Here is a 21,988-nt window from a genome sequence, read left to right on the forward strand (position 1 = left end):
CAACAGAATTCAGAACAGGTGCTTTATGACAGCAGCCAATGTTTACCAACAACGCCCCACCTCCGGCGCCAAGGCCGAGTCGTCGCTGCACCACGCCGACCTCGCCAGCTTGGTCGGCAAGGGCCGCAAGAACGCCGGCGTGACCGTGCGTGAAAAGAAACTCCTGGGCCATCTGACGATTCGTGGCGACGGCCATGACGCAGCCTTCGCCGCCGGCGTGCACAAAGCCATCGGCATCGAGTTGCCCGGCGCGCTGCAAGTGATCGTCAAGGGCGAAACCAGCCTGCAATGGCTCGGCCCGGATGAGTGGTTGCTGATCGTGCCGAGCGGTGAAGAATTCGCCGCCGAGCAAAACCTGCGCGCCGCCCTGGGCGACCTGCATATCCAGGTCGTCAATGTCAGCGGCGGTCAGCAGATCCTCGAACTCAGCGGCCCGAACGTGCGCGATGTGCTGATGAAGTCCACCAGCTACGACGTACACCCCAACAACTTCCCGGTGGGCAAGGCAGTGGGCACGGTGTTCGCCAAGTCGCAACTGGTGATCCGCCACACGGCTGAAGACACCTGGGAGCTGGTGATCCGTCGCAGCTTCTCGGATTACTGGTGGTTGTGGTTGCAGGATGCATCGGCCGAGTTCGGCCTGAGCGTCCAAGCCTGAGGAATGAGCCATGAGCCGCGCACCCGATACATGGATTTTGACCGCCGACTGCCCCAGCGTGCTCGGCACGGTGGACGCGGTCACCCGCTACCTGTTCGAGCAGGGTTGCTACGTCACCGAGCACCACTCGTTCGATGACCGGCTTTCGGGCCGGTTCTTTATCCGCGTGGAATTCCGCCAGCCCGACGGTTTTGACGAACAGGCGTTCCGCGATGGTCTGGCCACCCGCGGTGAAGCCTTCGGCATGATCTTCGAGCTGACGGCGCCGAACTACCGGCCAAAAGTGGTGATCATGGTATCCAAGGCCGATCACTGCCTCAACGACCTGCTGTATCGCCAGCGCATCGGCCAACTGTCAATGGACGTGGTCGCGGTGGTGTCCAACCACCCCGATCTGAAACCCTTGGCCGACTGGCACCAGATTCCCTACTACCATTTCCCCCTCGACCCCAACGACAAACCGTCCCAGGAGCGTCAGGTGTGGCAGGTGGTGGAAGACACCGGCGCAGAATTGGTGATTCTTGCGCGCTACATGCAAGTGCTGTCGCCGGAGCTGTGCCGCAAGCTCGATGGCAAGGCCATCAACATTCACCACTCGTTGCTGCCGGGGTTCAAGGGCGCCAAGCCGTATCACCAGGCGTACAACAAGGGCGTGAAGCTAGTAGGCGCCACGGCGCATTACATCAACAACGACCTGGACGAAGGCCCGATCATCGCCCAGGGCGTGGAGGTGGTGGATCACAGCCACTATCCCGAGGACTTGATTGCCAAGGGGCGGGATATCGAAGGGCTGACGTTGGCCCGGGCGGTGGGGTATCACATTGAGCGGCGGGTGTTTTTGAACGCCAATCGGACGGTGGTGCTCTGACTGACGCCATCGGGGGCAAGCCCCCTCCCACCTTTGGAATGCGGTCGAATGTGGGAGGGGGCTTGCCCCCGATGAGGCCCTCACTAACAACGCAAGAACAGCATCTGTACCCGAGCACTTAAACGCGCTGCCCACCCAACGGGCAACGCAGTTCCATAAAAACAACAGCGAGGTGAAAGCATGTCTGGTAATCGTGGTGTCGTGTATCTCGGCAACGGCAAGGTCGAAGTACAGAAAATCGACTATCCCAAAATGCAGGACCCCCGTGGCAGGAAGATCGAGCATGGCGTCATCCTGCGCGTGGTCTCCACCAACATCTGCGGCTCCGACCAACACATGGTGCGCGGCCGCACCACTGCCCAGACCGGCCTGGTGCTCGGTCATGAAATTACCGGTGAAGTGATCGAGAAGGGCAGCGACGTCGAGAACCTGAAGATCGGCGATCTGGTCTCGGTGCCTTTCAACGTGGCGTGCGGGCGTTGCCGCTCGTGCAAAGAGCAACACACCGGTGTGTGCCTGACCGTCAACCCGGCCCGTGCCGGTGGCGCCTATGGCTATGTTGACATGGGCGACTGGACCGGCGGCCAGGCTGAATACGTGCTGGTGCCGTATGCCGACTTCAACCTGCTCAAACTGCCGGATCGCGACAAGGCCATGGAGAAGATCCGCGACCTGACCTGCCTCTCCGACATTCTCCCGACGGGCTACCACGGGGCCGTCACTGCCGGCGTTGGTCCGGGCAGCACTGTGTACATCGCGGGTGCCGGTCCTGTGGGCCTGGCGGCTGCCGCCTCCGCCCGCCTGCTGGGCGCCGCAGTGGTGATCATCGGCGACGTCAACCCGGTCCGCCTGGCTCACGCCAAGGCTCAGGGCTTCGAGATTGCCGACCTGTCCAAGGACACCCCGTTGCACGAACAGATCGCCGCACTGCTGGGCGAGCCGGAAGTGGACTGCGCCGTCGATGCCGTGGGCTTTGAAGCCCGTGGTCATGGTCATGAAGGGGTCAAGGCCGAAGCGCCGGCCACCGTACTCAACTCGCTGATGGGCGTGGTGCGCGTGGCGGGCAAGATCGGTATCCCTGGCCTGTACGTCACCGAAGATCCGGGTGCCGTGGACGCCGCCGCAAAAATGGGCAGCCTGAGCATTCGCTTTGGTCTGGGCTGGGCTAAATCCCACAGCTTCCACACCGGGCAGACGCCGGTGATGAAGTACAACCGCCAGCTGATGCAGGCGATCATGTGGGACCGTATCAACATTGCTGAAATCGTCGGTGTGCAGGTGATCAGCCTGGATGACGCACCGCGCGGCTATGGCGAGTTCGATGCGGGCGTGCCGAAGAAGTTTGTGATTGATCCGCATAAGTTGTTCAGTGCGGCATAAAGAGCAGGGCAAATAATAAGGGCGACCCCAGGGTCGCCCTTATTATTTATTGTGAGTTGAGCCGCAGGTAGGGAGTGGCTGTTACACCCTCTTCAACGACAGTCTTTCCGCCATAGTCACAACGTAGCCTTCCCTCTGTCTGGGTGATGGTCTCTGCCTTGAGTGCGTACCTGGGGGCTAGATAATCGTCATCTGTTCCGGCTGTCTGGCCCTTCCATGTCCTGCCCCTGGTGTGGGCCGAGTATTCATATCCTTCGCCGTAGGGCGGTGGCAGGTCAGGGTCCGTGTAGGGTTTGGAGTGGATGTCGCTGACGGCTGGGCATTGGCCGATGTCGATGGCCTGGCCCGACGAAGCCTGGTGTGGCCTGCGAAAATCGAGAAGGTTGAGTGCGGTAGCGGCAGCAAAAATATTGGGTATCAATCCGATCATCTCGTCACAGTTCCTTGTTTGTGGCTGAACCTTCGCGTCGAAAATCGTGAGAAGGCTGCCTTGGGTGGGCCGTGCCGGGCCTACAGTTCCGCAAGCACGTCGGCGGCTGGCTGAGGATTTGTGAACGTGAACGGTCGGAATGATTCGGATGACGTTTTTACTGATGCGTAAATGAACACTTGGAAATTGCCAGGGCTTCGCAATACGTGCCTTTCCACTCGCCAATAGGAGGGATAAGGTTCCAGGCAGACACAGGTTTGAGCGTGACCGAAAAGCTCGCGTCGTTATTCATGGGGCCCTTATAGGTGCAGGTGACGGTTTTGTTATTTGCATCGTACCGGGCATCGTGAAAGGTCGAATCATTCAAGTATGAAGCGGCAGCCAACGGGTTTTCACCTATCCAGGCCCGTCCATCAGGTTGTGACGCCTCATAGCGGTAACCGCCATTGATCATCTCCGTTTGTTTGATGGCTTGGATCGAGGGACAGGTGGAGGTCGCTGCACCGACAGTGTGCACCAGGGCCATCGTGGCCAACATACCTGCAAGCAGTGAGCTTCTCATTACCCGCCTCCTGTGGGTTGCGGGAAGGGCGACCGCAAAGTCGCCCTTATTAATTATTGCGGTGCTGTGAGTCTTAGATTAGGAACTGCAGTTTCACCATTTTTTATCAGCGTTTTGCCTCCGTAGTCACAGCGCTGCTTTCCATTCACTACATTGAACGTCTCTGCTTTGAGTTCATATTCAGGTGCCAGGTAATCATCTTTAGTGTTACCTGTTTGGCCCGTCCACTCCTTACCACCGCTCTTGGCGGTGTATTTGAAACCGTCGACGCTATTACCTTGGATGGTTTCTTGGAATGCTTCAGATTTAATGGTTTTAGTTGCCGGGCAGTCCTCGATATCAGCTGCATGAGCGCCCCCGGCCAATACACAAGCAGCCAGCATCCCTACGGCGAATTGATAATTCATATCTGATCCTTAATTGAATTGTGAGGTGAAGTCTGAATGCTAAGACGGTTTGCTAGCGTGGGGTACTGTTAGAAATGACAGTAATTTATAATTATTCGGTATGAGAAATTCGTTTTATATGGGAGTCGGTATATTTGAAGCTGCCAGAAATAGCATACGCAGGTACAGAAAGGGCGACAGGGCATCGCCCTTTTTGCGGCAATTTTTTAAGCCTGCAATCGCCGGCTGATGACATCGAGCAAATCGCAGCCGTCGCACAGCGGAATGGCGCATAGCAGGTCGAAGTCCTGGGGGACGAGGGTGTCGGTGTGCAGGGATGGGGTGGCGCTGTCGTGGCCGGTGAGCGGCATGTATCGGTTCATGTTTTGAACCCATTCAAGTAGAGGTGGGCTACACATATATTCGTCGCCAAACGAATTGGGTGGCAGCTGTACGCAGGTTGGCGAACCGGGAATGGAACCGGCAGACCCGAAGGTCTCCCGCGCACAGCCACCATGAAAGCGGCTATTGCGGACGCAAAAGGGCCTGCAAAAAAGCAGAAGCTTTTGCACCATTCACCGGGTCGCCAAACCCGTGTCGCCATGTGGACGACGGCCGAACTATAAAGCGCGATCCCTTGCCACGAGCAAGTCACCCAGGCACTGAATGTCAATGTGGGAGGGGGCTCCGATGGCGGTGGCTCAGTCAGTAAAGTTGTGACTGAACTACAGCTATCGGGAGCAAGCCCCCTCCCACATGGGTTTGTGGTGTTTGTGGAATCAGCGAGTGGCCAGTGCGCCCTGGTAGACGGTCGGCCCCGTCGGCTGTTTGCTGATGGAACCACCCTTGGTCTCCGAACTCACCATCAACTCCACCGGCTTGCGGATGCTTTTCTGCTGGCGCGGGTTGAGTCCGATAATGCCTTTGCCATCTTCCGGCAACAGCCCCAGGGAAACCGGCGTGCTGCCTTCTGGAATGGCCCATAGTTCCAGGCTGCGGTCCGGCTCCGGGGCCGCCGTGGCGATCGGTTCAACTTCGAGGTAATCCTTGTGCGCAATGATTTGAGCGGCCGGCTGCTGGGCCGTGGTCACCAGGGTGGCGGCGGACTTGACGTTATCCTGGGTGTAGAGCGCGCCACCGAGGCCGGCGACGATGGCCATGCAGGCGCCGATAAACACACGTGGGCGGCTCCAGAATGGGGACGTTGGCTCAATCACTTGGGGGCGTGTGGCGCTCATATGGCTATTCCTGGCTGTGTTGAAGTCATTTCATGGACTCTGGTATTCCCCTTGGGTTCCTCGGCCCGCCCGGAACAATGCGTCGGATACCCAGTCAAACGCCTGCTTTCACCCCTACACCCAGAGGTTGTTTCGATGAAGATTTCACGCGGTTTCGCCCTTTCCTGCCTGATGACCCTGGCAGCCGGCCCGGTGCTTGCCGCAGGGTTCAGCCTTGGCGACGCGGCCAATGCCATTTCCGGCATGCAGGGTGGTAACAACAAGGCAGCGGCAGCAGCGCCGTCGTCCGAGACGGCCGGGTTGCTGAGCGCCCTGACCTCGCAACTGAACATCACCCCCGAGCAAGCGGTCGGCGGTACGGGCGCAATGCTGGGCCTGGCCAAGAACAAATTGAGCGGCAACGACTATTCGCAACTGGGTAATAGTGTGCCTGGCCTCGACCAACTGTCGGGGAATAATGCGTTGGGCAGCCTCGGGGCCTTGAGCGGGATGCTCGGCCAGGCTGGCGGTAGCAAGACCAGCGGCCTGGATGGCCTGCTGGGTAACGTGAAGAACACCAACGACCTGAACACCGCGTTCAGCGCCCTGGGCATGGACAGTGGCATGGTCGGCCAGTTTGCCCCGGTGATCCTGCAATACCTGGGTGGTCAGGGTGCCAGCAGCTCGGTGCTGGGCAAGCTGGCCAAGGCCTGGGGTACAGGCGGTTAATCGCCCTTTCTCCAAGGAGTGTATTTCCTGTAATTATTTCTGCGTCATTATTCATGATGAGTTGGATTATCGGCGCAATGAGTTGTAGTAAAGCGGTAGGAACGGTAGGAAGTCTGAGTGCCACGCAGTTGTACCCTTCGCAGCATCACTTCGGTGCTGTTTGAAGGGCAAATCGACTGAATTAATGGTGAACTAATGACATCTGTTAATCCGCAGCAAACAACGCTTCAGAATCAATATAACCAGATTGGCGCCAACTTGCAGAGCACCAAGCCTGTGCTGACTGCCCCCAATTTTTTGCGTGATATGGGGTTGAACGCGAACTTACTGCACAACTTGCGAAATGACTTGGACGCGGTGATTAATGGGTCGGTCCCTGACCGGGCACTCACTAATTTGGTGGCTGGGTTTCAACAACTCCTGACTTCTTTTAGTGGCGGGGCCAAAGAGTGGCCTGCAGACAAAGTGATCCCTGAAGGCGGTAAATTCTTTGTGAAGGGCAGTGACGGCCTGCTAAAAGAAATCACCCCGCCCAAAGAGTGGCCTGCAGACAAAGGGTTCCCCGAAGGCAGTAAATTCTTTGTGAAGGGCAGTGGCGGCCTGCCAAAAGAAATCACCCCGGCCAAAGAGTGGCCTGCAGACAAAGTGATCCCTGAAGGCGGTAAATTCTTTGTGAAGGGCAGTGACGGCCTGCTAAAAGAAATCACCCCGCCCAAAGAGCGGCCTGCAGACAAGGCGTTGCTGGAAGCTAGGGCTGCTGTAGACGACATCTCGCAGGCAGCGGAAAACTTGCGCTCGGGTTTGAAGCCTCTTCTTAGCAATTCGTTTTTTGCTAACAGCCCTGAGCAATGACGAGATACTTTTTGCAATAGCATAAACTCGCAGGCTTGAACTTTAGTTTTGAAACAGTAGGGTTTAACAGCCCTACTGTCTTTGACACTTTCATTTGAGAAGGTTTTGAATGCGCTGATCCTTCTCGCCCCAGAGCTGGTTGACCCAGTCCTGGACGGTCTGGCGAAATGCCGGATCATTCTCGTAATCTCCTTGCCACAGCGCCGGGTCCAGCTCACGGGTGCGGATATCGATGATCACCTTCGGTACCGATCCGCAAATCAAATCCCAGAACCCTGGAATCCTGTCTTGCGGGTAGACCACCGTCACATCGAGCACAGCATCCAGTTGTTCACCCATCGCCGCCAGCACGAATGCCACACCGCCTGCCTTGGGCTTGAGCAAGCGGGTGAAAGGTGAGCCCTGCTGTTTGCGCTTGGCCTCGCTGAACCGCGTACCTTCCAGATAATTGACCACCGTCACCGGCTGGCGCTTGAACAGCTCACAGGCCTCTTTGGTGATCTTCAGATCCTGCCCCGCCAGTTCCGGATGCTTGGCCAGGAATGCCTTGGTGTAGCGCTTCATGAACGGGTAATCCAGCGCCCACCAGGCCAGGCCCAGGAAGGGCACCCAGATCAGCTCTTTTTTCAGGAAGAATTTGAAGAACGGCGTACGCCGGTTGAGGGCCTGGATCAAGGCCGGGATGTCAACCCAGGATTGGTGGTTGCTGATCACCAGGTAACTGGTGTCACCCCGCAGATCGTCGCCGCCGCGAATGTCCCACTGGGTCGGGATGCACAGCGAGAAAATCAGCTTGTCGATCTCGGCCCAGGTCTCGGCGATCCACATCACCGCCCATGACATGTAGTCACGCAAGCGCCCCGGGGCTACCAGCTTGAGCAGGGCAAACACCATCAACGGGCCGAACAGCACGAGGGTGTTGAGCAAGAGCAGCAGGGTGACGAAACAGCCGGTGAGCAGGCGGCGCATAAGTAACTCTTGGAATCTTGTGGGCGGGCCATCATAAGCAAGGTGAGTCTAGAGGCCAAATCGCAAATCACCGTACGAATGTTTCACAATGTGCCGGGTATGGTGGGGTTAGCTAACTAACCGGCGCTTTTGCGGTCTAGAATCCGCCTACTTCTTTCCGAGGACATCACTTCGTGAAACTGTTTCTTGCCTCCCTCGCCCTGGTTGCCCTGCCGGTCATGGCCGCCGAGCCGACCCTCTACGGTCGCTACGAATACATCCAGTTGCCGGAGATCGGCGAAACCTTCAAGGCCAAGATGGACACTGGCGCGCTGACCGCCTCGCTGTCGGCCCGCGACATCCAGACCTTCACCCGTGACGGTGACGATTGGGTGCGTTTCCGCCTCGGCGGCAAGGACGCGTCCGATAAGGTCTACGAACACAAAGTCTCGCGCATCAGCAAGATCAAGAGCCGCGCCGACGAAGACGAGGACAAGGACGAAGCCACCGTGGCCAAGCGCCCGGTGATCGACCTGGAAATGTGCCTGGGCGACGTCAAACGCACCGTTGAGGTCAACCTCACCGACCGCAGCAGCTTCAACTATCCGCTGCTGATCGGCGCCAAGGCTCTGCGCGAGTTCGGCGCTGCGGTCAACCCGGCGCGTCGCTACACTGCTGACAAACCGGACTGCTGACCGACCACCATGCCCCACATCCTGATTGTCGAAGACGAAGCGGCGATAGCCGACACGCTGATATTCGCCCTGCAAGGCGAGGGCTTCACCACCACCTGGCTGACACTTGGCCAGGCGGCGTTGGAGCATCAACGCCAGACCCCGGCCGACCTGATCATCCTCGACATCGGCCTGCCGGACATCACCGGGTTTGAAACCTGCAAGCAACTGCGCCGGTTCAGCGAAGTGCCGGTGATGTTCCTCAGCGCGCGGGATGGCGAGATCGATCGGGTGGTGGGGCTGGAAATCGGCGCCGACGATTATGTGGTCAAGCCCTTCAGTCCTCGGGAAGTGACGGCGCGGGTCAGGGCGATCCTCAAGCGCATTGGCCCAGGAGCTGCGCCGGTGGTGTTCCAGGTAGACCTGGAGCGCATGCAGATCATGTATCGCGGCCAGCCATTGAGCCTCACGCGTCACGAATTCCGCCTGCTGCAAAGCCTGCTGGAACAGCCTGAACGTGTATTCAGCCGCGAGCAGCTGTTGGACGCGGTCGGCGTGGCGGCGGATGCCGGTTACGAACGCAACATCGACAGCCATATCAAAAGCCTGCGCAGCAAGTTACGCAGCGTGGCTGCGGACGCCGAGCCGATCCAGACCCACCGCGGCCTCGGCTACAGCTACAGCCCGGGCAACAGCTGATGCGCCTGGGGCTGCGGATCTTCCTGGTATACGCGCTGTTTATCGGCCTGACCGGCTACTTCGTGCTCAGCACCGTGATGAAGGAAATCCGCCCTGGCGTGCGCCAGTCCACCGAAGAAACCCTGGTGGACACCGCCAACCTGCTGGCCGAAATCCTGCGCGACGACGTGAAGAACGGCACCCTCGGCCAAAGCCACTGGCCCGAACTGCTCAAGGCCTACGGCAATCGCCAGCCGGGCGCGACCATCTGGGGATTGCCGAAGAACCAGGTCAACCACCGCATCTACGTGACCGACGCCAAGGGCACCGTGCTGCTCGACTCCACGGGTGAAGCAGTGGGGCAGGACTATTCCAAGTGGAACGACGTGTACCTGACCCTGCGTGGCGAGTACGGTGCGCGTTCCACTCGCAGCGAGCTGGATGACCCCACTTCCTCGGTGATGCACGTGGGTGCACCGATCCGTGACAACGGGCAGATCATTGGCGTGGTCACCGTGGCCAAGCCGAACAGCTCGTTGCAGCCCTACGTCGACCGCACCGAGCGGCGCCTGCTGTGGTACGGCGCGGGCCTGGTGATTCTCGGCCTGTTGCTCGGCGCGCTGCTGTCGTGGTGGCTGAGCGTTGCGCTGCGTCGTTTGACGGCCTACGCCGAGGCGGTCAGCGAGGGCCGGCGCGCCGAGCTGCCGCATTACCGTGGCGGTGAACTCAAGCAGTTGTCCACCGCTGTCGAGCACATGCGCACGCAACTGGAAGGCAAGGCTTACGTCGAACACTACGTGCACACCCTGACCCACGAATTGAAGAGCCCGCTGGCCGCGATACGCGGCGCGGCAGAGCTGTTGCAGGGCGACATGACCCGTGAGCAACAGCAGCGTTTCGTCGGCAATATCGACAGTGAAAGCGCGCGCCTGCAGCAGTTGATCGAACGCCTGCTGAACCTGGCGCAGGTCGAGCAACGCCAGGGCCTGGAAGAGCAGGTGAGCATCCCGCTGGCAGCCATGGTCGATGATGTGCTCAAGGCGCAATGTGCGCGGATCGAAGGCGCCGGGTTGCACGTCGATCAGGCGATTGCGGCGGATGTGAAGGTGTACGGCGAACCCTTTCTGCTGCGCCAGGCCCTGGGCAACTTGCTGGATAACGCCCTGGATTTCACACCGCCTGGCGGCACCTTGAAATTCAGCGCGCAGACCCGGCACAACGACGTACAGGTGAGCCTGTTCAACCAGGCTGCGCCGATTCCCGACTACGCCCTGCCGCGCCTGAGCGAACGGTTCTACTCGCTGCCACGCCCGGCCAGTGGCCGCAAAAGCACCGGCCTGGGCCTCAACTTTGTCGAGGAAGTGATGAAGCTGCACGGCGGCGCGTTGCAGATCGGCAACGTGCAAGGCGGCGTGCAAGTGGTGCTGCATCTCCACACAGTCTCCACATTGCCCACATAAATCTCCCACACAGGCTGCCCAGACTCTCCTCCATCCAAACAGGGAGAGACCCATGAACCGCAGCCTGCTTTTCAAACTTGGCGCGATTGCGCTGCTGATCCTGCTGTTGCTGATTCCGTTGCTGATGATCAACGGCATCATCAGCGACCGCCAGCAACTGCGCGATGGCGTCCTGATGGACATCGCCCGCAGCTCCAGCTACGCCCAGCGCCTCACCGGCCCGGTGATGGTGGTGCCGTATCGCAAGACCGTCCGCGAGTGGAAGCTCAACGAAAAACTCAACAAACGCTACGAAGTCATCCGTGAAGAGCGCGGCCGGCTGTATTTCCTGCCGGACCGTTTTGAACTCGACGGCAAGGTGCAGACCGAACTGCGCGCACGGGGCATCTACCAGGCGCGGCTGTTCCACGCCGACAACCGTATCAGCGGACGTTTCGAATTGCCCGCGCAGTTGGGTATCACCGAAGACTTCGCCGATTACCGCTTTGAACCGGCGTTTCTCGCAGTGGGCATCAGCGATATTCGCGGCATCGAAAATGCGTTGAAGCTGGAGCTGGGCAGCCAGCAGCTGGAGTTCGAACCGGGCTCCCAGGTGGACTGGCTGGGTGAAGGCGTGCACGTGACGCTGCCGGAGCAGGACAGCAAAAAGCCCAGTGTCGTGGACTTTGCCTTCGACCTGCGCCTGCAAGGCACCGAGCAATTGCAAGTGGTGCCGGTGGGCAAGACCAGCCAGGTATCACTCACCTCCAACTGGCCGCACCCCAGCTTTATCGGCAATTTCCTGCCGGCGCAACGTGAGGTCACCGATAAGGGGTTTACCGCCAACTGGCAGACCTCATTCTTCTCCACCAACCTCGAACAGGCTCTGCAAACCTGCCTGGACGGGCAGGGCTGCAATGACTTCAACAACCGCAGCTTCGGCGTGAACTTCATCGATCCGGTGGACCAGTACCTCAAGAGCGACCGTGCGATCAAATATGCGCTGCTGTTCATCGCCCTGACCTTTGCCGGCTTCTTCCTGTTCGAAGTGCTCAAGAGCCTGGCGGTGCACCCGGTGCAGTACGCGTTGGTGGGCTTTGCGCTGGCGTTCTTCTACCTGCTGTTGTTGTCGTTGTCCGAGCACATAGGCTTTGCCCTGGCCTACCTGACCTCGGCCAGTGCCTGTGTGCTGTTGATCGGCTTCTATGTGTGCCATGTGCTGCGCAGCGTGGCGCACGGGCTGGGCTTCTCGGCGGGGTTGGCGGCGTTGTATGGCTTGCTGTACGGGTTATTGAGTGCCGAGGACTACGCGTTGCTGATGGGTTCGTTGCTGCTGTTCGGCCTGCTGGGCACGGTGATGGTGTTGACGCGCAAGTTGGACTGGTATGGCGTGGGCAAGCGCAAGGCGGCCGAGCCGTTGATGTTTGACCTGGAGGCGGTGCAATGATCGGGTTACGCGAGGATCAGCAAGTGGGGGCGCAATTAGCCGCAAGGATCGCTACATTCCTCAATACCACCGCCGTTCAATGTGGGAGTGGGCTTGCCCGCGATAGCGGTGGTTCAGAAACAGCTGTGCTGAATGACATACCGCGATCGCGGGCAAGCCCGCTCCCACATGGGGTCGGTGTGAACATCAGGTCGGTGGCTGGGTCTGCAGCATCGAAGGCCGCTGGCTGACCTCGGCGTACCAGGCGGCAAGCTGCGGGTTGTCCAGGCGCCATTGCATATCCGGGTGGCGGAAGTCGAGGTAACCCAGGGCACAAGCCACGCTGATGGCGGCGATATCGAAATGGCTGGCCAGCTCGGCAATCGCGTCGGCTTCCAGCTCGGCGAGGGTGCGACGGATCTTGTTGCGCTGTTCGTCGAGCCACTGGTCCCAGTGTTTTTCTGCCGGGCGCAGGGCGGTTTCGTAGCGCACCAGCACGGCGGCATCCATGATGCCATCGGCCATCGAGGCCAGGGTCAGGCGGCGCCAGCGGGCCGAGCCGTCGCGGGGGATCAGCGGGGTGCCGACGTGCTGGTGGTCGAAGTAATCGAGGATCACCCGGCTGTCGTGCAGTACTGAACCGTCGGCCAGGCGCAGGGCCGGGATCTTGCCCACGGGGTTGCCTTCTACCACCTGCGCATCCGGGTTGACCGGGGTCGGCATGCAGCCGTACAGGGCGACGCGATCCTGCTGGCCGGTTTCAGCCAGCAGCACGCGAACCTTACGAACGAACGGTGACGCGGGGTTGTGGAACAAGGTCATGCTGGGAGCGGACATGGGCATTCCTCTGAATGGGCTGCGCTAATCTATCTCACCGTTTGATCAAGGCCCAAGTACCAATTGCAGCGGGGATGCCCAGCCCGAGCCAACTGAGCGAATCCCACAGCCCATCCCCGAGCAGCGCCGCAAACAATCCGGCGGCGCTGAGCAGGCCGATCCCCAGAGGGATCCCGAAGACCTTCCAGAAACTCGACTGACGTGGCTTCATGTTCGGCGCCTTACGATCCACAGGTAGATCCCGCTCACCAGCACGATGATGGTCAGCCCATCCAACACCGCCCACAGGATCTTCATCGGCATGCCGCCGTAATCGCCAAAGTGCAGCGGCTGGGACATGCCCATGGCGTCCATGTACCAAGGCCGTTCGGCGACGGCGGTGACAGCCAGGGTGCTGGCGTCGATCAGTACCGGCGTGAGCAAATGCGAGGTGAGGTGGGTGCTGCCTTTCATGAACACCGCGTAATGGTGTTCGCTGGAAAAGCGTGTGCCGGGGAAGGCGATGAAGTCCGGCTCCATGCCGGGGGCGGCCTTGGCGGCAATCGCCAGCAGCTCGGTGGCCGGTGCGTGTTGAGTCAGGGGCGGGGCGTTTTTGTAAGGCTCGATCATGGCGCTGAGGCTGTCCTGGCGCCAGGCGGCGATGATCAGGTCGGCGCAGGCGCTGATCACGCCGGTCACGCCCACCACCAGCGCCCAGGTCAGGGTGACCACGCCGATCAGGTTGTGCAGGTCGAGCCAGCGCAGGCGGGTGGACTTGTCCTGGCGTACGGTGGCGAACTTCAGGCGGCGCATGAACGGCAGGTACAGCACCGTGCCGGAGATAATCGCCAGCACAAACAGAACCCCCATGAACGCCAGCAGCAACTTGCCCGGCAGGCCAGCGAACATATCCACATGCAAGCGCAGCAGGAACATCGTGAACCCGCCGTTGGCCGCCGGGGTTTCCATGGCTTGGCCGGTGCGCGCGTCGAGCAGGAAGGTGTGCGACGAGTTGGGTTCGGTGCCGGCGGTGGCGGCCATGATCGCGATCACGCCGTTCTTGTCATCTTCGTCCCAGGCCAGGTACTGCATGGCGTCGCCGGGGCGATAGGCCTGCGCGGCGCTGACCAGTTGCTCCAGGTTGAGCTGCGGCGTGTCGGCGGGCATCTGCGCCAGCTCGGGCTCGTTGCCCAGCAGGTGGTCGATCTCGTGGTGAAACACCAGCGGCAGGCCGGTGAGCGCGAGCAGCAGCAGGAATACCGTGCAGATCAGGCTGGTCCAGGTGTGGATGAAGGACCAGCGGCGGATGGTTTTGCTTTTCATGTTTTCAACCTTCAGACACACCAAAGCCGCCCATTGGGGCGGCCCGGTGGTTAACTCAGCCGATTACCACTGGTAGGTGGCACTGGCGACGACGCTGCGTTGGTCGCCGAAGTAGCAGTAGGAACCGTCACAGGTGGAGATGTAGTCCTTGTTGAACAGGTTAGTGGCATTGAGTTTGACCGAGGTGCCTTTGAGGCTGTTGTCCAGGCGACCCAAGTCGTAATGCACCGCACCGTCGAAAACGGTGTAGGCGTTGGCTTTGCCGAGCCAGGTGTTGCCCTGGTCGCCGTAGGTGTTGCCGGTGTAGCGCGCGCCGAAGCCGATACCGAAGCCGTCCAGTACACCGGTGTGCCAGGTGTAGTCGGTCCAGAGCGACGCTTGCTGATTTGGCATCAGTTGCAGGCGGTTACCTTTGAAGTCGCCTTTTTGGACTTCGGATTTGGCCAGTGTGTAGGCGGCGATCACCTTGAGGTTTTCGGTCACGTCAGACACGGCTTCCAACTCCAGGCCTTTGACTTTCACTTCGCCGGTCTGGTCGGTGACCGCCTGGCCGCCTGCACCTGTGCTGGTGACCAGCACGTTTTTCTGGGTCAGGTCATACACCGCCGCACTCAACAGGGTGTTGGAACCGGGTGGCTGGTACTTGATCCCGAGTTCCCACTGCTTGCCTTCGGTTGGCTTGTACGATTTGAGTGGGTCTACGCTGGCGTTGCTCGCTGGCTGGAAAGATTCAGCGTAGGACAAGTACGGCACAAAGCCCGAGTCGAACACATAGCTCAACGCTGCGTTGCCACTGAAGTTCTTGCTGCGGTCGGTGTTGGTGACGTCGTTCTTATTGAAGTAGGTCGTGCCCTGATGGACCCAGTCTTCACGACCGCCCAGGGTCAGGCGCCAATTGTCCAAGGCCATCTGGTCTTGTACGTAGAGGCCGGTCTGGATGGTTTTCTGGTTGTAATCGTAATACGCATCGGAGCGTGGAGGACGTACGACCGGCGTGGTGTTTACAGGATTGAAGATGTTGACGGTGCCTGCTCCGCCGTAGATCGACAGGTATGACGTATCGGTACGCTGGTGATCCAGGCCCAGCAGCAGGGTATGCGTGACATCGCCGGTGGCGAAGTCTGCCTGGAAGTTGTTGTCGACTGCGAACTGGCCGATGTTCTCGTCGACGTTGGTCGAGGTGCGGCCAATGTTACCGGCAGCGTCAACCGGGTAATAGGCATAAGCGCCCACGGTCAGTTGCTGGAACGACAGCTCCGACTTGGTGTAGCGCAGGTTCTGTTTGAACTGCCAGGTGTCGTTGAAGCGGTGCTCGAACGCATAGCCCAACGCGTAATAGGTGCGGTCGTAAAACTCGTAGTCCGGGTCGCCCAGGTTCTTGTGGTGGGACACATCGCCCAATGGCGATTTGATCTTGGTGCCCACGATAGGCAGGAACTGACTGGTGGCCCCCGTATCGTCACGAGTGAACTGCGACAGGAAGGTCAGCTTGGTGTCCGGGTCGATGTTCCAGGTCAGGCTGGGCGCAATGTTGTAGCGCTTGTTATCGATGTGGTCGACCTGGGTGCCGGCATCCCGCACCACGCCGCTGAGGCCATAGAGGAACTGGCCTTCGTCATCGATCTTGCCGGTGCTGGCGAAGTTGATCTGGCGGTAGTTGTCGCTGCCGTATTGCACCTGTACGGCATTGCTCGATTCAGCACTGGGGCGGCGGCTGACCATGTCCAGCAAACCGCCCGGCGGGGTCTGGCCGTAGATCGACGAGGCCGGGCCGCGCAGCAGGGCGAGGCGGTCGAGGTTCCAGGTTTCGGCTTTCGGGTTGGCGTACACACCGCGTGGCAGCGGCAGGCCGTCGAGGAACTGGGTTGGTTCGAAGCCGCGCACGCGCATCCAGTCGTAGCGGGTGTCGCTGCCGTAGCTGGCGGACACGATGCCGGGCATGTATTTGACCGCATCGTCCAGGTTCTGCACGTTGCGGTCCTGCATCTGCTGGCGCGTGGCAACCGAGATCGAACGCGGCGCCTCGACCAACGCGGTGTCGGTCTTGGTGCCGGCGGCAGTGCGCTTGGCCAGGTAGCCGTCGACCGGGCCCCAGGCGCTTTCATAGCTGTCCTGGCCGGTGATATTGGTGGTCGGCAACGCTACGACGCCTTCCGGAATTGCCACCAGGGTGTAGGTTCCCGCACTGCTTTGTTCCAACTGCAGTCCCGTCCCTCGCAACGCCTCACGCAGCGCGCCGGGTGCGTCGAACTGGCCCTGGACCGGCGCCGAGGTCTTGCCCGATGCCAGTGCCGGGCTGAGGGTCAGTGCCAGGCCGCCCTGGCTGGCAATCTGGTTCAGGGTGCTGGCCAGTGGCGCCGCCGGCAGGTTGTAGGCGCGCACGCTGGACGCCTGTTCGGCGGCGATCAGCGACGTGCTGGCCAGCGGGGCGCCGAGGGCAATGGCCACGGCTAACAGGCTGGGGCGCAACAAGGTGTCTAGCGTGCGGGACATAGGGCGGCTCCTGAATGGAAGTAATTCGCAATTGCCTATGTGCCGAACGAGAATCAGAAAGTGATAGGGCGGGGGGAAATATTTTTTTATTTGGCGGCAGGTGCCTTGCCAGTCACCGTCACCCACCACGGCGTGTGCTGCTCGATCTGCACCGGCAGGGTCGGCAGCAGCGCATTAAGCGCCAGCGTGGTGTCGCGCAATGGGAAGCTGCCAGTGATGCGCAGGTCGGCCACGTTTTTATCCACACCCAGGTAACCGGTGCGGTAGCGGCTCAATTCCTCGATCACATCGCCCAGGCGGGCGTTGTCCACCACCAGCATGCCGCGGGTCCAGGCGTCGGTGGCGGGGGTAACGGCCAGCAGTGGGCCGAGGCCGTCGCTGCGCATCAGCACTTGCTGGCCGGCCTTGAAGATTTGCTCCTGATGCAGCGCCTCGGGCTGGGCGGCCACCGCCGATTGCAGCACGCTCAAGCGCGTGGCGTCGTCTTCGCGCTTGACGATGAACCGCGTGCCCAACGCCCGCAGGCTGCCGTCGCGGGTTTGCACATAGAACGGGCGGGCATCGTTATGGCCGGTCTCGACCAGGATCTCGCCTTCCTGCAATACGATCAGGCGACGTTTTTCATCAAAACGCACGTCGATGGCGCTGTGGGTATTGAGGTTGATCAGCGTACCGTCCGCCAGCTTCAGCGTGCGCTGTTCACCCGTGGCGGTACGTTGGTCGGCCAGCCAATAGTGGATCGGCACATAGCGCTCGCCGGCAAACAACGCCAGGCCGATCACCAGTGCAATGCTCGCCAGCCCACTGCCCAGCTTGCGCACGCGTTGGCGAATGCCTTCGCGCGATTGCAACAACGCCACCCGCGCCGGGCCCGAGGCCATGCTGAAACGCTGGTCGAGCATGCCCAGTTGGTGCCAGGCGCGGGCGTGCTCTTCATCGCTGGCCAGCCATTTATCGAACTCTTCGCGCTCAATGGCGCTGCCGTCGCCTGAATCAAGGGACAGCTGCCAGGCAATCGCCGCATCCAGCACGCGGGCCGACACGGGTTTGGAACTGATCACCGTCACAGCGGCTCGCCATACAGCGCGATGTAGCACTGGCGAATGCCCTGGGCCAGGTACTGGCGCACCCGGGGTACCGATACGCCCAGGCGCTGGGCGATTTCCGCGTGGCCCAGGCCGTCGAGGCGGTTATAGAGGAAGGCGGCGCGGGCCTTGCTCGACAGCTTGCCGAGCAGACGGTCGATGGCCTTGAGGTCTTCGAGGATCAGTTGCTGTTCTTCCGGCGAGGGATGTTCGCTTTCCGGGATCAGCATCAGTTCGGTGAGATACGCCTGCTCCAGGGCGGCGCGGCGGAAGTAGTCGAACAACAGGCCCTTGGCGATCGCCACCAGAAAGGCCCGTGGCTCGCGGGGTTCGCGCAGCTCATCACGGCCGAGCAGACGTATGAAGGTGTCCTGGCTCAAATCCTCGGCACGGCTCGGGCAGGCGACGTTGCGTCGAAGCCAGGCCAACAGCCAGCCACGATGGTCGCGATACAACGCACCAACAAGCTCACTGCGTGGGTTCTGGATCGACGACAAGGCATCACCTGGTAAACGCGATGTTTAAACTAACGAGAATTATTCGCGATTGTGTCAGAGCCGTGGGGTGGGCGCAATTGGCGTCTGTCGGTTTGTACCGGGGCAAGCCTGCTCACCACAAGGATCGGCGGCCTTAGAAAGAGGGCGCGTGTTTACGCCGTTTCCATTGGCTCAAACGCTCTAGCAGTGCTTGTGGCGTGTCGATGTGCTGCGCCCGTGCGCGGCTGAACAGGATCAGCATCAGCTCCGCCGTGGCCAGGGCATCGGCGCTGGCGTGATGGCGCTCGCCCACGTGCAGGTTGAAATGGTTGATCCAGTCGTCCAGCCCGGCCTCGCGGATATGCGCGTCGGGGCACAGCAAAGGGGCGATGTCGGCCACGTCCAGGAACGGGTGGGCCAGGCGGTAACCCAGGCTGTCCTTGAGCGCCCGGCACAGCATGTGTTGATCGAATGGCGCATGGAAGGCCAGCAAAGGGCTGTCGCCGACGAACTCCATGAAATCCAGCAGTGCCTCGGCCGGGTCGCTGCCGGCGGCAATGGCACTGGGGCCGAGGCCGTGGATCAGTACGCTGGGGCTGAGTCTGGTCTCGGCGCGTTGCAGGGTGCGTTCGAACATCTGGGAGAAGTCCACCGCGCCGTCCTCGATCACCACCGCGCCGATGGACAGCACCTGGTCGCGATTGAGGTTCAGGCCACTGGTTTCCAGGTCCACCACCACCCAGCGCTGGCTGCGCAAAGGTTCGTTGCCTAGAGGCGAAGGCTTGCACAGTCGCTCCAGGCGCTGTTGTTGCGTGCTGTCGAGCCCCGGTTTTTTCGTACGCAGCCAGTTGAACAAGCTCACAGCTGATACCGCAACGTCAGGCTGCTTTGCAGGCGTTGGGCCTGGCGCAGAGATTCCCGCAGGATGCGCCGGTCCAGATGGTTGAGGCTGTCGGGGTCGACGCGGTTGGAATACGGCTGGTTCTCGCGGGTCTGCAACTGGTGCTGCTGCATGCGGGTTTGCTGGATAAAGTGGTAGGCCTCTTCGTAGGCGGCGCCGTCCAGGGGCTCGATCACTTCCTTGACCACCAGTTGGCGCAGGCGCTCCAGGGTGTTGTTGGCGTGGATGCCATTGGCCAGGGCCAGCAGGCGCGCGCCGTCCACAAATGGCGTAAGGCCCTGCACCTTGAGGTCGAGGGTGGCTTTCTCGCCCCCTTTACGGGTCAGCACAAACTCGCGGAAGCGTCCTACAGGTGGGCGCTGGCGCAACGCGTTCTCGGCCAGCATGCGTTGGAACAACCGGTTGTCCGCGACCTGATCCAGAATGCCCTGGCGCAGTTGCTCGCAGCCACGCTCGTCGCCCCACACCACCCGCAGATCGAAATAGATACTGGAACCCAGCAGATTCTCCGGCGTGGCCTCGCGGATAAACGCTGCGAAACGGCGCGCCCACTCAGCCCGCGACAGGCACAACTCCGGGTTGCCGGCCATGATATTGCCCTTGCACAAGCTGAACCCGCAGAGCGCCAGGCTCTGGTTGATCTGCTGCGCCAGCGGCAGCAGCCGGCCACGCATCTCGGCCGCTTCGGCGGCGTCCTTGGCATCGAACAGGATGCCGTTGTCCTGGTCGGTATACAGCGTCTGCTCGCGCCGGCCTTCGCTGCCAAAGCACAGCCAGCTGAATGGCACGCCGGGGTCGCCTTTCTCGGCCAGGGTCAATTCGATCACCCGGCACACGGTGTGGTCGTTGAGCAGCGTAATGATGTGGGTGATCTGGGTGGACGACGCACCATGTGCCAGCATGCGCTCCACCAATTGGCCGATTTCGCCGCGAATCGCCACCAGGTTGTCTACCCGCGGTGCGTTGCGGATGGTGCGCGCCAGGTGCACCAGGTCTACCCGTTGCAGGGAAAACAGGTCGCGTTCGGACACCACGCCGCACAAGCGCTGCTCCTTGACCAGGCACACATGGGCGATATGCCGCTCGGTCATGGCGATGGCCGCGTCGAAGGCGCTGTGGTCCGGGGTCAGGAAAAACGGTGCCTGGGTCATATGGCCTTCAATGGCCCGGCTGAAATCGCTGGTGCCATCGGCCACCACCTGGCGCAGGTCGCGCAGGGTGAAAATCCCCAGGGGCGCTTTGTGTTCATCGACGATCACGATACTGCCCACCTGCTGCTCATGCATCAGCGTAACGGCCTCGCGCAGCGGTGTGGTGGGGCTGCACGTTACCGGGTGGCGCATGGCCAATTCACCCAGGCGAGTGTTCAGGGAGTATTGAGTGCCGAGGGTTTCCACCGCCTTTTGCTGCACTTGCTGGTTGACCTGGTCCAACAGGCTGCTGACGCCGCGCAGGGCAAAGTCGCGAAACGGGCTGGACAGCGCGAACAGCTTGATAAACGCCGGTTTGTTCAGTTGCAGGCAGAAGGTGTCTTCGGCGGCCTTGTGCTCGGTGCGGGTGGCCCGTTCGCCGAGCAGGGCTGCCAGGGGGAAGCATTCGCCCGTGGTGATTTCAAAAGTGGTTTCGGCGCTGTCCGGCCGCTCGCCCACGACGCGACCCTGCTTGACGATATAAAAATGCTCTACCGGGCCGCCCGACGGTTTGAGGATGCTGTCGCCGGGGCTGTAGAAGCGTAACTGGCACTGTTCCACCAAAAACGCCAGGTGCGCGTTTTCCATCTGGTTGAACGGCGGGAAACGTTGCAGGAATTGCAGGGTGCCGTGGATATTTTGCAGTACAGCAGTTTTCCCCGCCTGGGCGTAGGCATCAGCTTTACTCATAACAGTGACCGCAGTTTTTTTGTCGTTATCGTCCCTCATGGTCGACTCCTGCGCAGCGGGTGCCCATTGGACGTAAGTCTAGGTCGCTGAAAACACCATAGAACTAGGGAAAAACCTTACATGACTATCGTCCAAACCCCGTAGAACACCCACTAGTCAAACTTTCCGACGAAGTGCACATTGATCGCCCTTCCGCAGATGTCTGACGAGTGTGCTGGGAGCTAGATGAGAATTGCTGAGAACCGTATGTCCGACCACGATATTTTGAGCGATGCCGAGCGTGAGGCGCTGAGCGCCGTGATGCTGGAGCCTGATTTACCGCCACAACGCGTGTTGATTGTTGACGATGACAAGGACGCGCGTGAACTGCTGGCGGAAATCCTGGGGCTGGACGGTATTCGCTGCATGACAGCCGACAGTGGTGAGGCGGCGTGGGATTTGTTGAAGTCCAGCAGCTCTATCGGTTTGTTGATCACTGACCTGCGCATGGCGCCCAGCAATGGCCTGGAACTGATCCGACAAGTGCGTGAATCCACCCGGGCGGCGTTGCCGATCATCATCATGTCGGGGGACGCCGAAGCGCCGGACGTGATCGATGCGATGCACTTGAGCGTAGTGGACTTTTTGCTCAAGCCGATTGATAGCGTGAAATTGGCAAAGATGGTGAAGCGGGAGTTGGGGATGGCGTCCTGATTCTGCGGTGTCTATAACGGCCTCATCGGGGGCAAGCCCCCTCCCACATGTTCTATTAGTTGTGGGAGGGGGCT

24 protein-coding genes are annotated in these 21,988 nt (G+C 60.5%); 10 read left to right on the forward strand and 14 right to left on the reverse strand.

Going from position 1 to position 21,988, the window contains the following annotated elements; genetic code table 11:
• Positions 1-25: 25 nt before the first annotated feature.
• From BM017_RS06815 to fdhA, 3 genes are all read left to right on the forward strand, one after another.
• Positions 26-658, forward strand: a complete 633-nt coding sequence (locus BM017_RS06815) for a sarcosine oxidase subunit gamma (RefSeq protein WP_092242174.1) — start codon at positions 26-28, stop codon at positions 656-658.
• Between the two features lie 10 nt (positions 659-668).
• Positions 669-1,526 (forward strand): formyltetrahydrofolate deformylase, encoded by an 858-nt coding sequence (gene purU / locus BM017_RS06820; protein ID WP_005792124.1) that lies wholly within the window; start codon positions 669-671, stop codon positions 1,524-1,526.
• Positions 1,527-1,706: 180 nt separating this feature from the next.
• On the forward strand, positions 1,707-2,906 hold the full coding sequence (fdhA, locus tag BM017_RS06825) for a formaldehyde dehydrogenase, glutathione-independent (RefSeq protein ID WP_016972852.1): 1,200 nt from the start codon (positions 1,707-1,709) through the stop codon (positions 2,904-2,906).
• Between the two features lie 46 nt (positions 2,907-2,952).
• On the opposite strand, the gene BM017_RS06830 is transcribed toward fdhA, so the two are convergent.
• From BM017_RS06830 to BM017_RS06845, 5 genes are all read right to left on the reverse strand, one after another.
• Positions 2,953-3,336 carry a hypothetical protein gene (locus BM017_RS06830; protein ID WP_078050475.1) on the reverse strand — a complete coding sequence of 128 codons (384 nt, stop codon included), beginning with the start codon at positions 3,334-3,336 and terminating at the stop codon, positions 2,953-2,955.
• A gap of 157 nt (positions 3,337-3,493) precedes the next feature.
• Complete coding sequence (locus BM017_RS06835) at positions 3,494-3,898, reverse strand: DUF3757 domain-containing protein (protein WP_092242177.1); 405 nt, start codon at positions 3,896-3,898, stop codon at positions 3,494-3,496.
• Between the two features lie 53 nt (positions 3,899-3,951).
• Complete coding sequence (locus BM017_RS06840; RefSeq protein WP_092242181.1) at positions 3,952-4,305, reverse strand: hypothetical protein; 354 nt, start codon at positions 4,303-4,305, stop codon at positions 3,952-3,954.
• Between the two features lie 206 nt (positions 4,306-4,511).
• Entirely contained in the window at positions 4,512-4,667 is a 156-nt protein-coding gene (locus tag BM017_RS29070; protein ID WP_170856043.1) for a hypothetical protein, read from the reverse strand.
• A 396-nt stretch (positions 4,668-5,063) separates the two neighbouring features.
• Entirely contained in the window at positions 5,064-5,522 is a 459-nt protein-coding gene (locus BM017_RS06845; RefSeq protein ID WP_092242184.1) for an anti-sigma factor, read from the reverse strand.
• 135 nt (positions 5,523-5,657) lie between these two features.
• Between BM017_RS06845 and BM017_RS06850 the strand changes: the two genes are divergently transcribed.
• Positions 5,658-6,230: a DUF2780 domain-containing protein gene (locus BM017_RS06850; RefSeq protein ID WP_092242187.1), complete on the forward strand. Its 573-nt coding sequence runs from the start codon at positions 5,658-5,660 to the stop codon at positions 6,228-6,230.
• Between the two features lie 195 nt (positions 6,231-6,425).
• Positions 6,426-7,082: a hypothetical protein gene (locus BM017_RS06855; RefSeq protein ID WP_092242190.1), complete on the forward strand. Its 657-nt coding sequence runs from the start codon at positions 6,426-6,428 to the stop codon at positions 7,080-7,082.
• A 90-nt stretch (positions 7,083-7,172) separates the two neighbouring features.
• On the opposite strand, the gene BM017_RS06860 is transcribed toward BM017_RS06855, so the two are convergent.
• Positions 7,173-8,051, reverse strand: coding sequence for an acyltransferase (locus tag BM017_RS06860; RefSeq protein ID WP_092242195.1), 879 nt, complete (start codon positions 8,049-8,051; stop codon positions 7,173-7,175).
• Positions 8,052-8,224: 173 nt separating this feature from the next.
• Here BM017_RS06860 and BM017_RS06865 point away from each other — a divergent pair, with 173 nt between their 5' ends.
• The 4 genes from BM017_RS06865 to creD are packed head-to-tail and all read left to right on the forward strand — an operon-like array spanning position 8,225 to position 12,268.
• On the forward strand, positions 8,225-8,725 hold the full coding sequence (locus BM017_RS06865; protein WP_071494368.1) for a retropepsin-like aspartic peptidase RloA2: 501 nt from the start codon (positions 8,225-8,227) through the stop codon (positions 8,723-8,725).
• Positions 8,726-8,734: 9 nt separating this feature from the next.
• Positions 8,735-9,403: a two-component system response regulator CreB gene (creB, locus tag BM017_RS06870; protein WP_092242198.1), complete on the forward strand. Its 669-nt coding sequence runs from the start codon at positions 8,735-8,737 to the stop codon at positions 9,401-9,403.
• Positions 9,403-10,842: a two-component system sensor histidine kinase CreC gene (gene creC, locus BM017_RS06875; RefSeq protein WP_092242201.1), complete on the forward strand. Its 1,440-nt coding sequence runs from the start codon at positions 9,403-9,405 to the stop codon at positions 10,840-10,842. The genes creB and creC overlap by 1 nt, the downstream gene beginning before the upstream one ends.
• Positions 10,843-10,894: 52 nt before the next feature.
• Complete coding sequence (creD, locus tag BM017_RS06880; RefSeq protein WP_092242204.1) at positions 10,895-12,268, forward strand: cell envelope integrity protein CreD; 1,374 nt, start codon at positions 10,895-10,897, stop codon at positions 12,266-12,268.
• Positions 12,269-12,454: 186 nt separating this feature from the next.
• On the opposite strand, the gene BM017_RS06885 is transcribed toward creD, so the two are convergent.
• The 8 genes from BM017_RS06885 to BM017_RS06920 form a co-directional block, all read right to left on the reverse strand.
• Positions 12,455-13,084 (reverse strand): glutathione S-transferase family protein, encoded by a 630-nt coding sequence (locus tag BM017_RS06885; RefSeq protein WP_092242207.1) that lies wholly within the window; start codon positions 13,082-13,084, stop codon positions 12,455-12,457.
• 34 nt (positions 13,085-13,118) lie between these two features.
• A complete protein-coding gene (locus tag BM017_RS06890) occupies positions 13,119-13,295 on the reverse strand; it encodes a hypothetical protein (RefSeq protein WP_092242210.1) in 177 nt (58 codons plus the stop codon).
• On the reverse strand, positions 13,292-14,386 hold the full coding sequence (locus BM017_RS06895) for a PepSY-associated TM helix domain-containing protein (protein WP_092242212.1): 1,095 nt from the start codon (positions 14,384-14,386) through the stop codon (positions 13,292-13,294). Before BM017_RS06895 ends, BM017_RS06890 begins: the two co-directional genes overlap by 4 nt.
• 63 nt (positions 14,387-14,449) lie before the next feature.
• Entirely contained in the window at positions 14,450-16,879 is a 2,430-nt protein-coding gene (locus BM017_RS06900) for a TonB-dependent siderophore receptor (protein ID WP_092242215.1), read from the reverse strand.
• A gap of 86 nt (positions 16,880-16,965) precedes the next feature.
• Positions 16,966-17,946 carry a FecR domain-containing protein gene (locus BM017_RS06905; protein ID WP_092242217.1) on the reverse strand — a complete coding sequence of 327 codons (981 nt, stop codon included), beginning with the start codon at positions 17,944-17,946 and terminating at the stop codon, positions 16,966-16,968.
• Complete coding sequence (locus tag BM017_RS06910; protein WP_092242219.1) at positions 17,943-18,461, reverse strand: RNA polymerase sigma factor; 519 nt, start codon at positions 18,459-18,461, stop codon at positions 17,943-17,945. Before BM017_RS06910 ends, BM017_RS06905 begins: the two co-directional genes overlap by 4 nt.
• Positions 18,462-18,594: 133 nt before the next feature.
• Complete coding sequence (locus BM017_RS06915; protein WP_092242222.1) at positions 18,595-19,302, reverse strand: 3'-5' exonuclease; 708 nt, start codon at positions 19,300-19,302, stop codon at positions 18,595-18,597.
• Positions 19,299-21,221: a putative nucleotidyltransferase substrate binding domain-containing protein gene (locus BM017_RS06920; RefSeq protein WP_170856044.1), complete on the reverse strand. Its 1,923-nt coding sequence runs from the start codon at positions 21,219-21,221 to the stop codon at positions 19,299-19,301. Before BM017_RS06920 ends, BM017_RS06915 begins: the two co-directional genes overlap by 4 nt.
• Positions 21,222-21,467: 246 nt before the next feature.
• On the opposite strand from BM017_RS06920, the gene BM017_RS06925 reads away from it, so the two are divergent.
• The gene (locus BM017_RS06925; protein ID WP_058426679.1) at positions 21,468-21,914 is read left to right on the forward strand and encodes a response regulator; all 447 of its coding nucleotides are present in this window, start codon (positions 21,468-21,470) and stop codon (positions 21,912-21,914) included.
• The last annotated feature ends 74 nt before the right edge of the window (positions 21,915-21,988 follow it).

The organism is Pseudomonas sp. NFPP04 (genome assembly GCF_900113815.1).
Taxonomy (GTDB): Bacteria; Pseudomonadota; Gammaproteobacteria; order Pseudomonadales; family Pseudomonadaceae; genus Aquipseudomonas; species Aquipseudomonas extremorientalis.

Bases quoted from the DNA above. Each gene is read 5' to 3' on its own strand.
- BM017_RS06840 (WP_092242181.1), bottom strand. From the start codon at position 4,305: ATGAATTATCAATTCGCCGTAGGGATGCTGGCTGCTTGTGTATTGGCC.
- BM017_RS06815 (WP_092242174.1), top strand. From the start codon at position 26: ATGACAGCAGCCAATGTTTACCAACAACGCCCCACCTCCGGCGCCAAG.
- BM017_RS06920 (WP_170856044.1), bottom strand. From the start codon at position 21,221: ATGAGTAAAGCTGATGCCTACGCCCAGGCGGGGAAAACTGCTGTACTG.
- BM017_RS06835 (WP_092242177.1), bottom strand. From the start codon at position 3,898: ATGAGAAGCTCACTGCTTGCAGGTATGTTGGCCACGATGGCCCTGGTG.
- purU (WP_005792124.1), top strand. From the start codon at position 669: ATGAGCCGCGCACCCGATACATGGATTTTGACCGCCGACTGCCCCAGC.
- BM017_RS06850 (WP_092242187.1), top strand. From the start codon at position 5,658: ATGAAGATTTCACGCGGTTTCGCCCTTTCCTGCCTGATGACCCTGGCA.
- fdhA (WP_016972852.1), top strand. From the start codon at position 1,707: ATGTCTGGTAATCGTGGTGTCGTGTATCTCGGCAACGGCAAGGTCGAA.
- creC (WP_092242201.1), top strand. From the start codon at position 9,403: ATGCGCCTGGGGCTGCGGATCTTCCTGGTATACGCGCTGTTTATCGGC.
- BM017_RS29070 (WP_170856043.1), bottom strand. From the start codon at position 4,667: ATGAACCGATACATGCCGCTCACCGGCCACGACAGCGCCACCCCATCC.
- BM017_RS06830 (WP_078050475.1), bottom strand. From the start codon at position 3,336: ATGATCGGATTGATACCCAATATTTTTGCTGCCGCTACCGCACTCAAC.
- BM017_RS06855 (WP_092242190.1), top strand. From the start codon at position 6,426: ATGACATCTGTTAATCCGCAGCAAACAACGCTTCAGAATCAATATAAC.
- BM017_RS06845 (WP_092242184.1), bottom strand. From the start codon at position 5,522: ATGAGCGCCACACGCCCCCAAGTGATTGAGCCAACGTCCCCATTCTGG.
- BM017_RS06900 (WP_092242215.1), bottom strand. From the start codon at position 16,879: ATGTCCCGCACGCTAGACACCTTGTTGCGCCCCAGCCTGTTAGCCGTG.
- BM017_RS06860 (WP_092242195.1), bottom strand. From the start codon at position 8,051: ATGCGCCGCCTGCTCACCGGCTGTTTCGTCACCCTGCTGCTCTTGCTC.
- creD (WP_092242204.1), top strand. From the start codon at position 10,895: ATGAACCGCAGCCTGCTTTTCAAACTTGGCGCGATTGCGCTGCTGATC.
- BM017_RS06890 (WP_092242210.1), bottom strand. From the start codon at position 13,295: ATGAAGCCACGTCAGTCGAGTTTCTGGAAGGTCTTCGGGATCCCTCTG.
- creB (WP_092242198.1), top strand. From the start codon at position 8,735: ATGCCCCACATCCTGATTGTCGAAGACGAAGCGGCGATAGCCGACACG.
- BM017_RS06895 (WP_092242212.1), bottom strand. From the start codon at position 14,386: ATGAAAAGCAAAACCATCCGCCGCTGGTCCTTCATCCACACCTGGACC.
- BM017_RS06925 (WP_058426679.1), top strand. From the start codon at position 21,468: ATGTCCGACCACGATATTTTGAGCGATGCCGAGCGTGAGGCGCTGAGC.
- BM017_RS06885 (WP_092242207.1), bottom strand. From the start codon at position 13,084: ATGTCCGCTCCCAGCATGACCTTGTTCCACAACCCCGCGTCACCGTTC.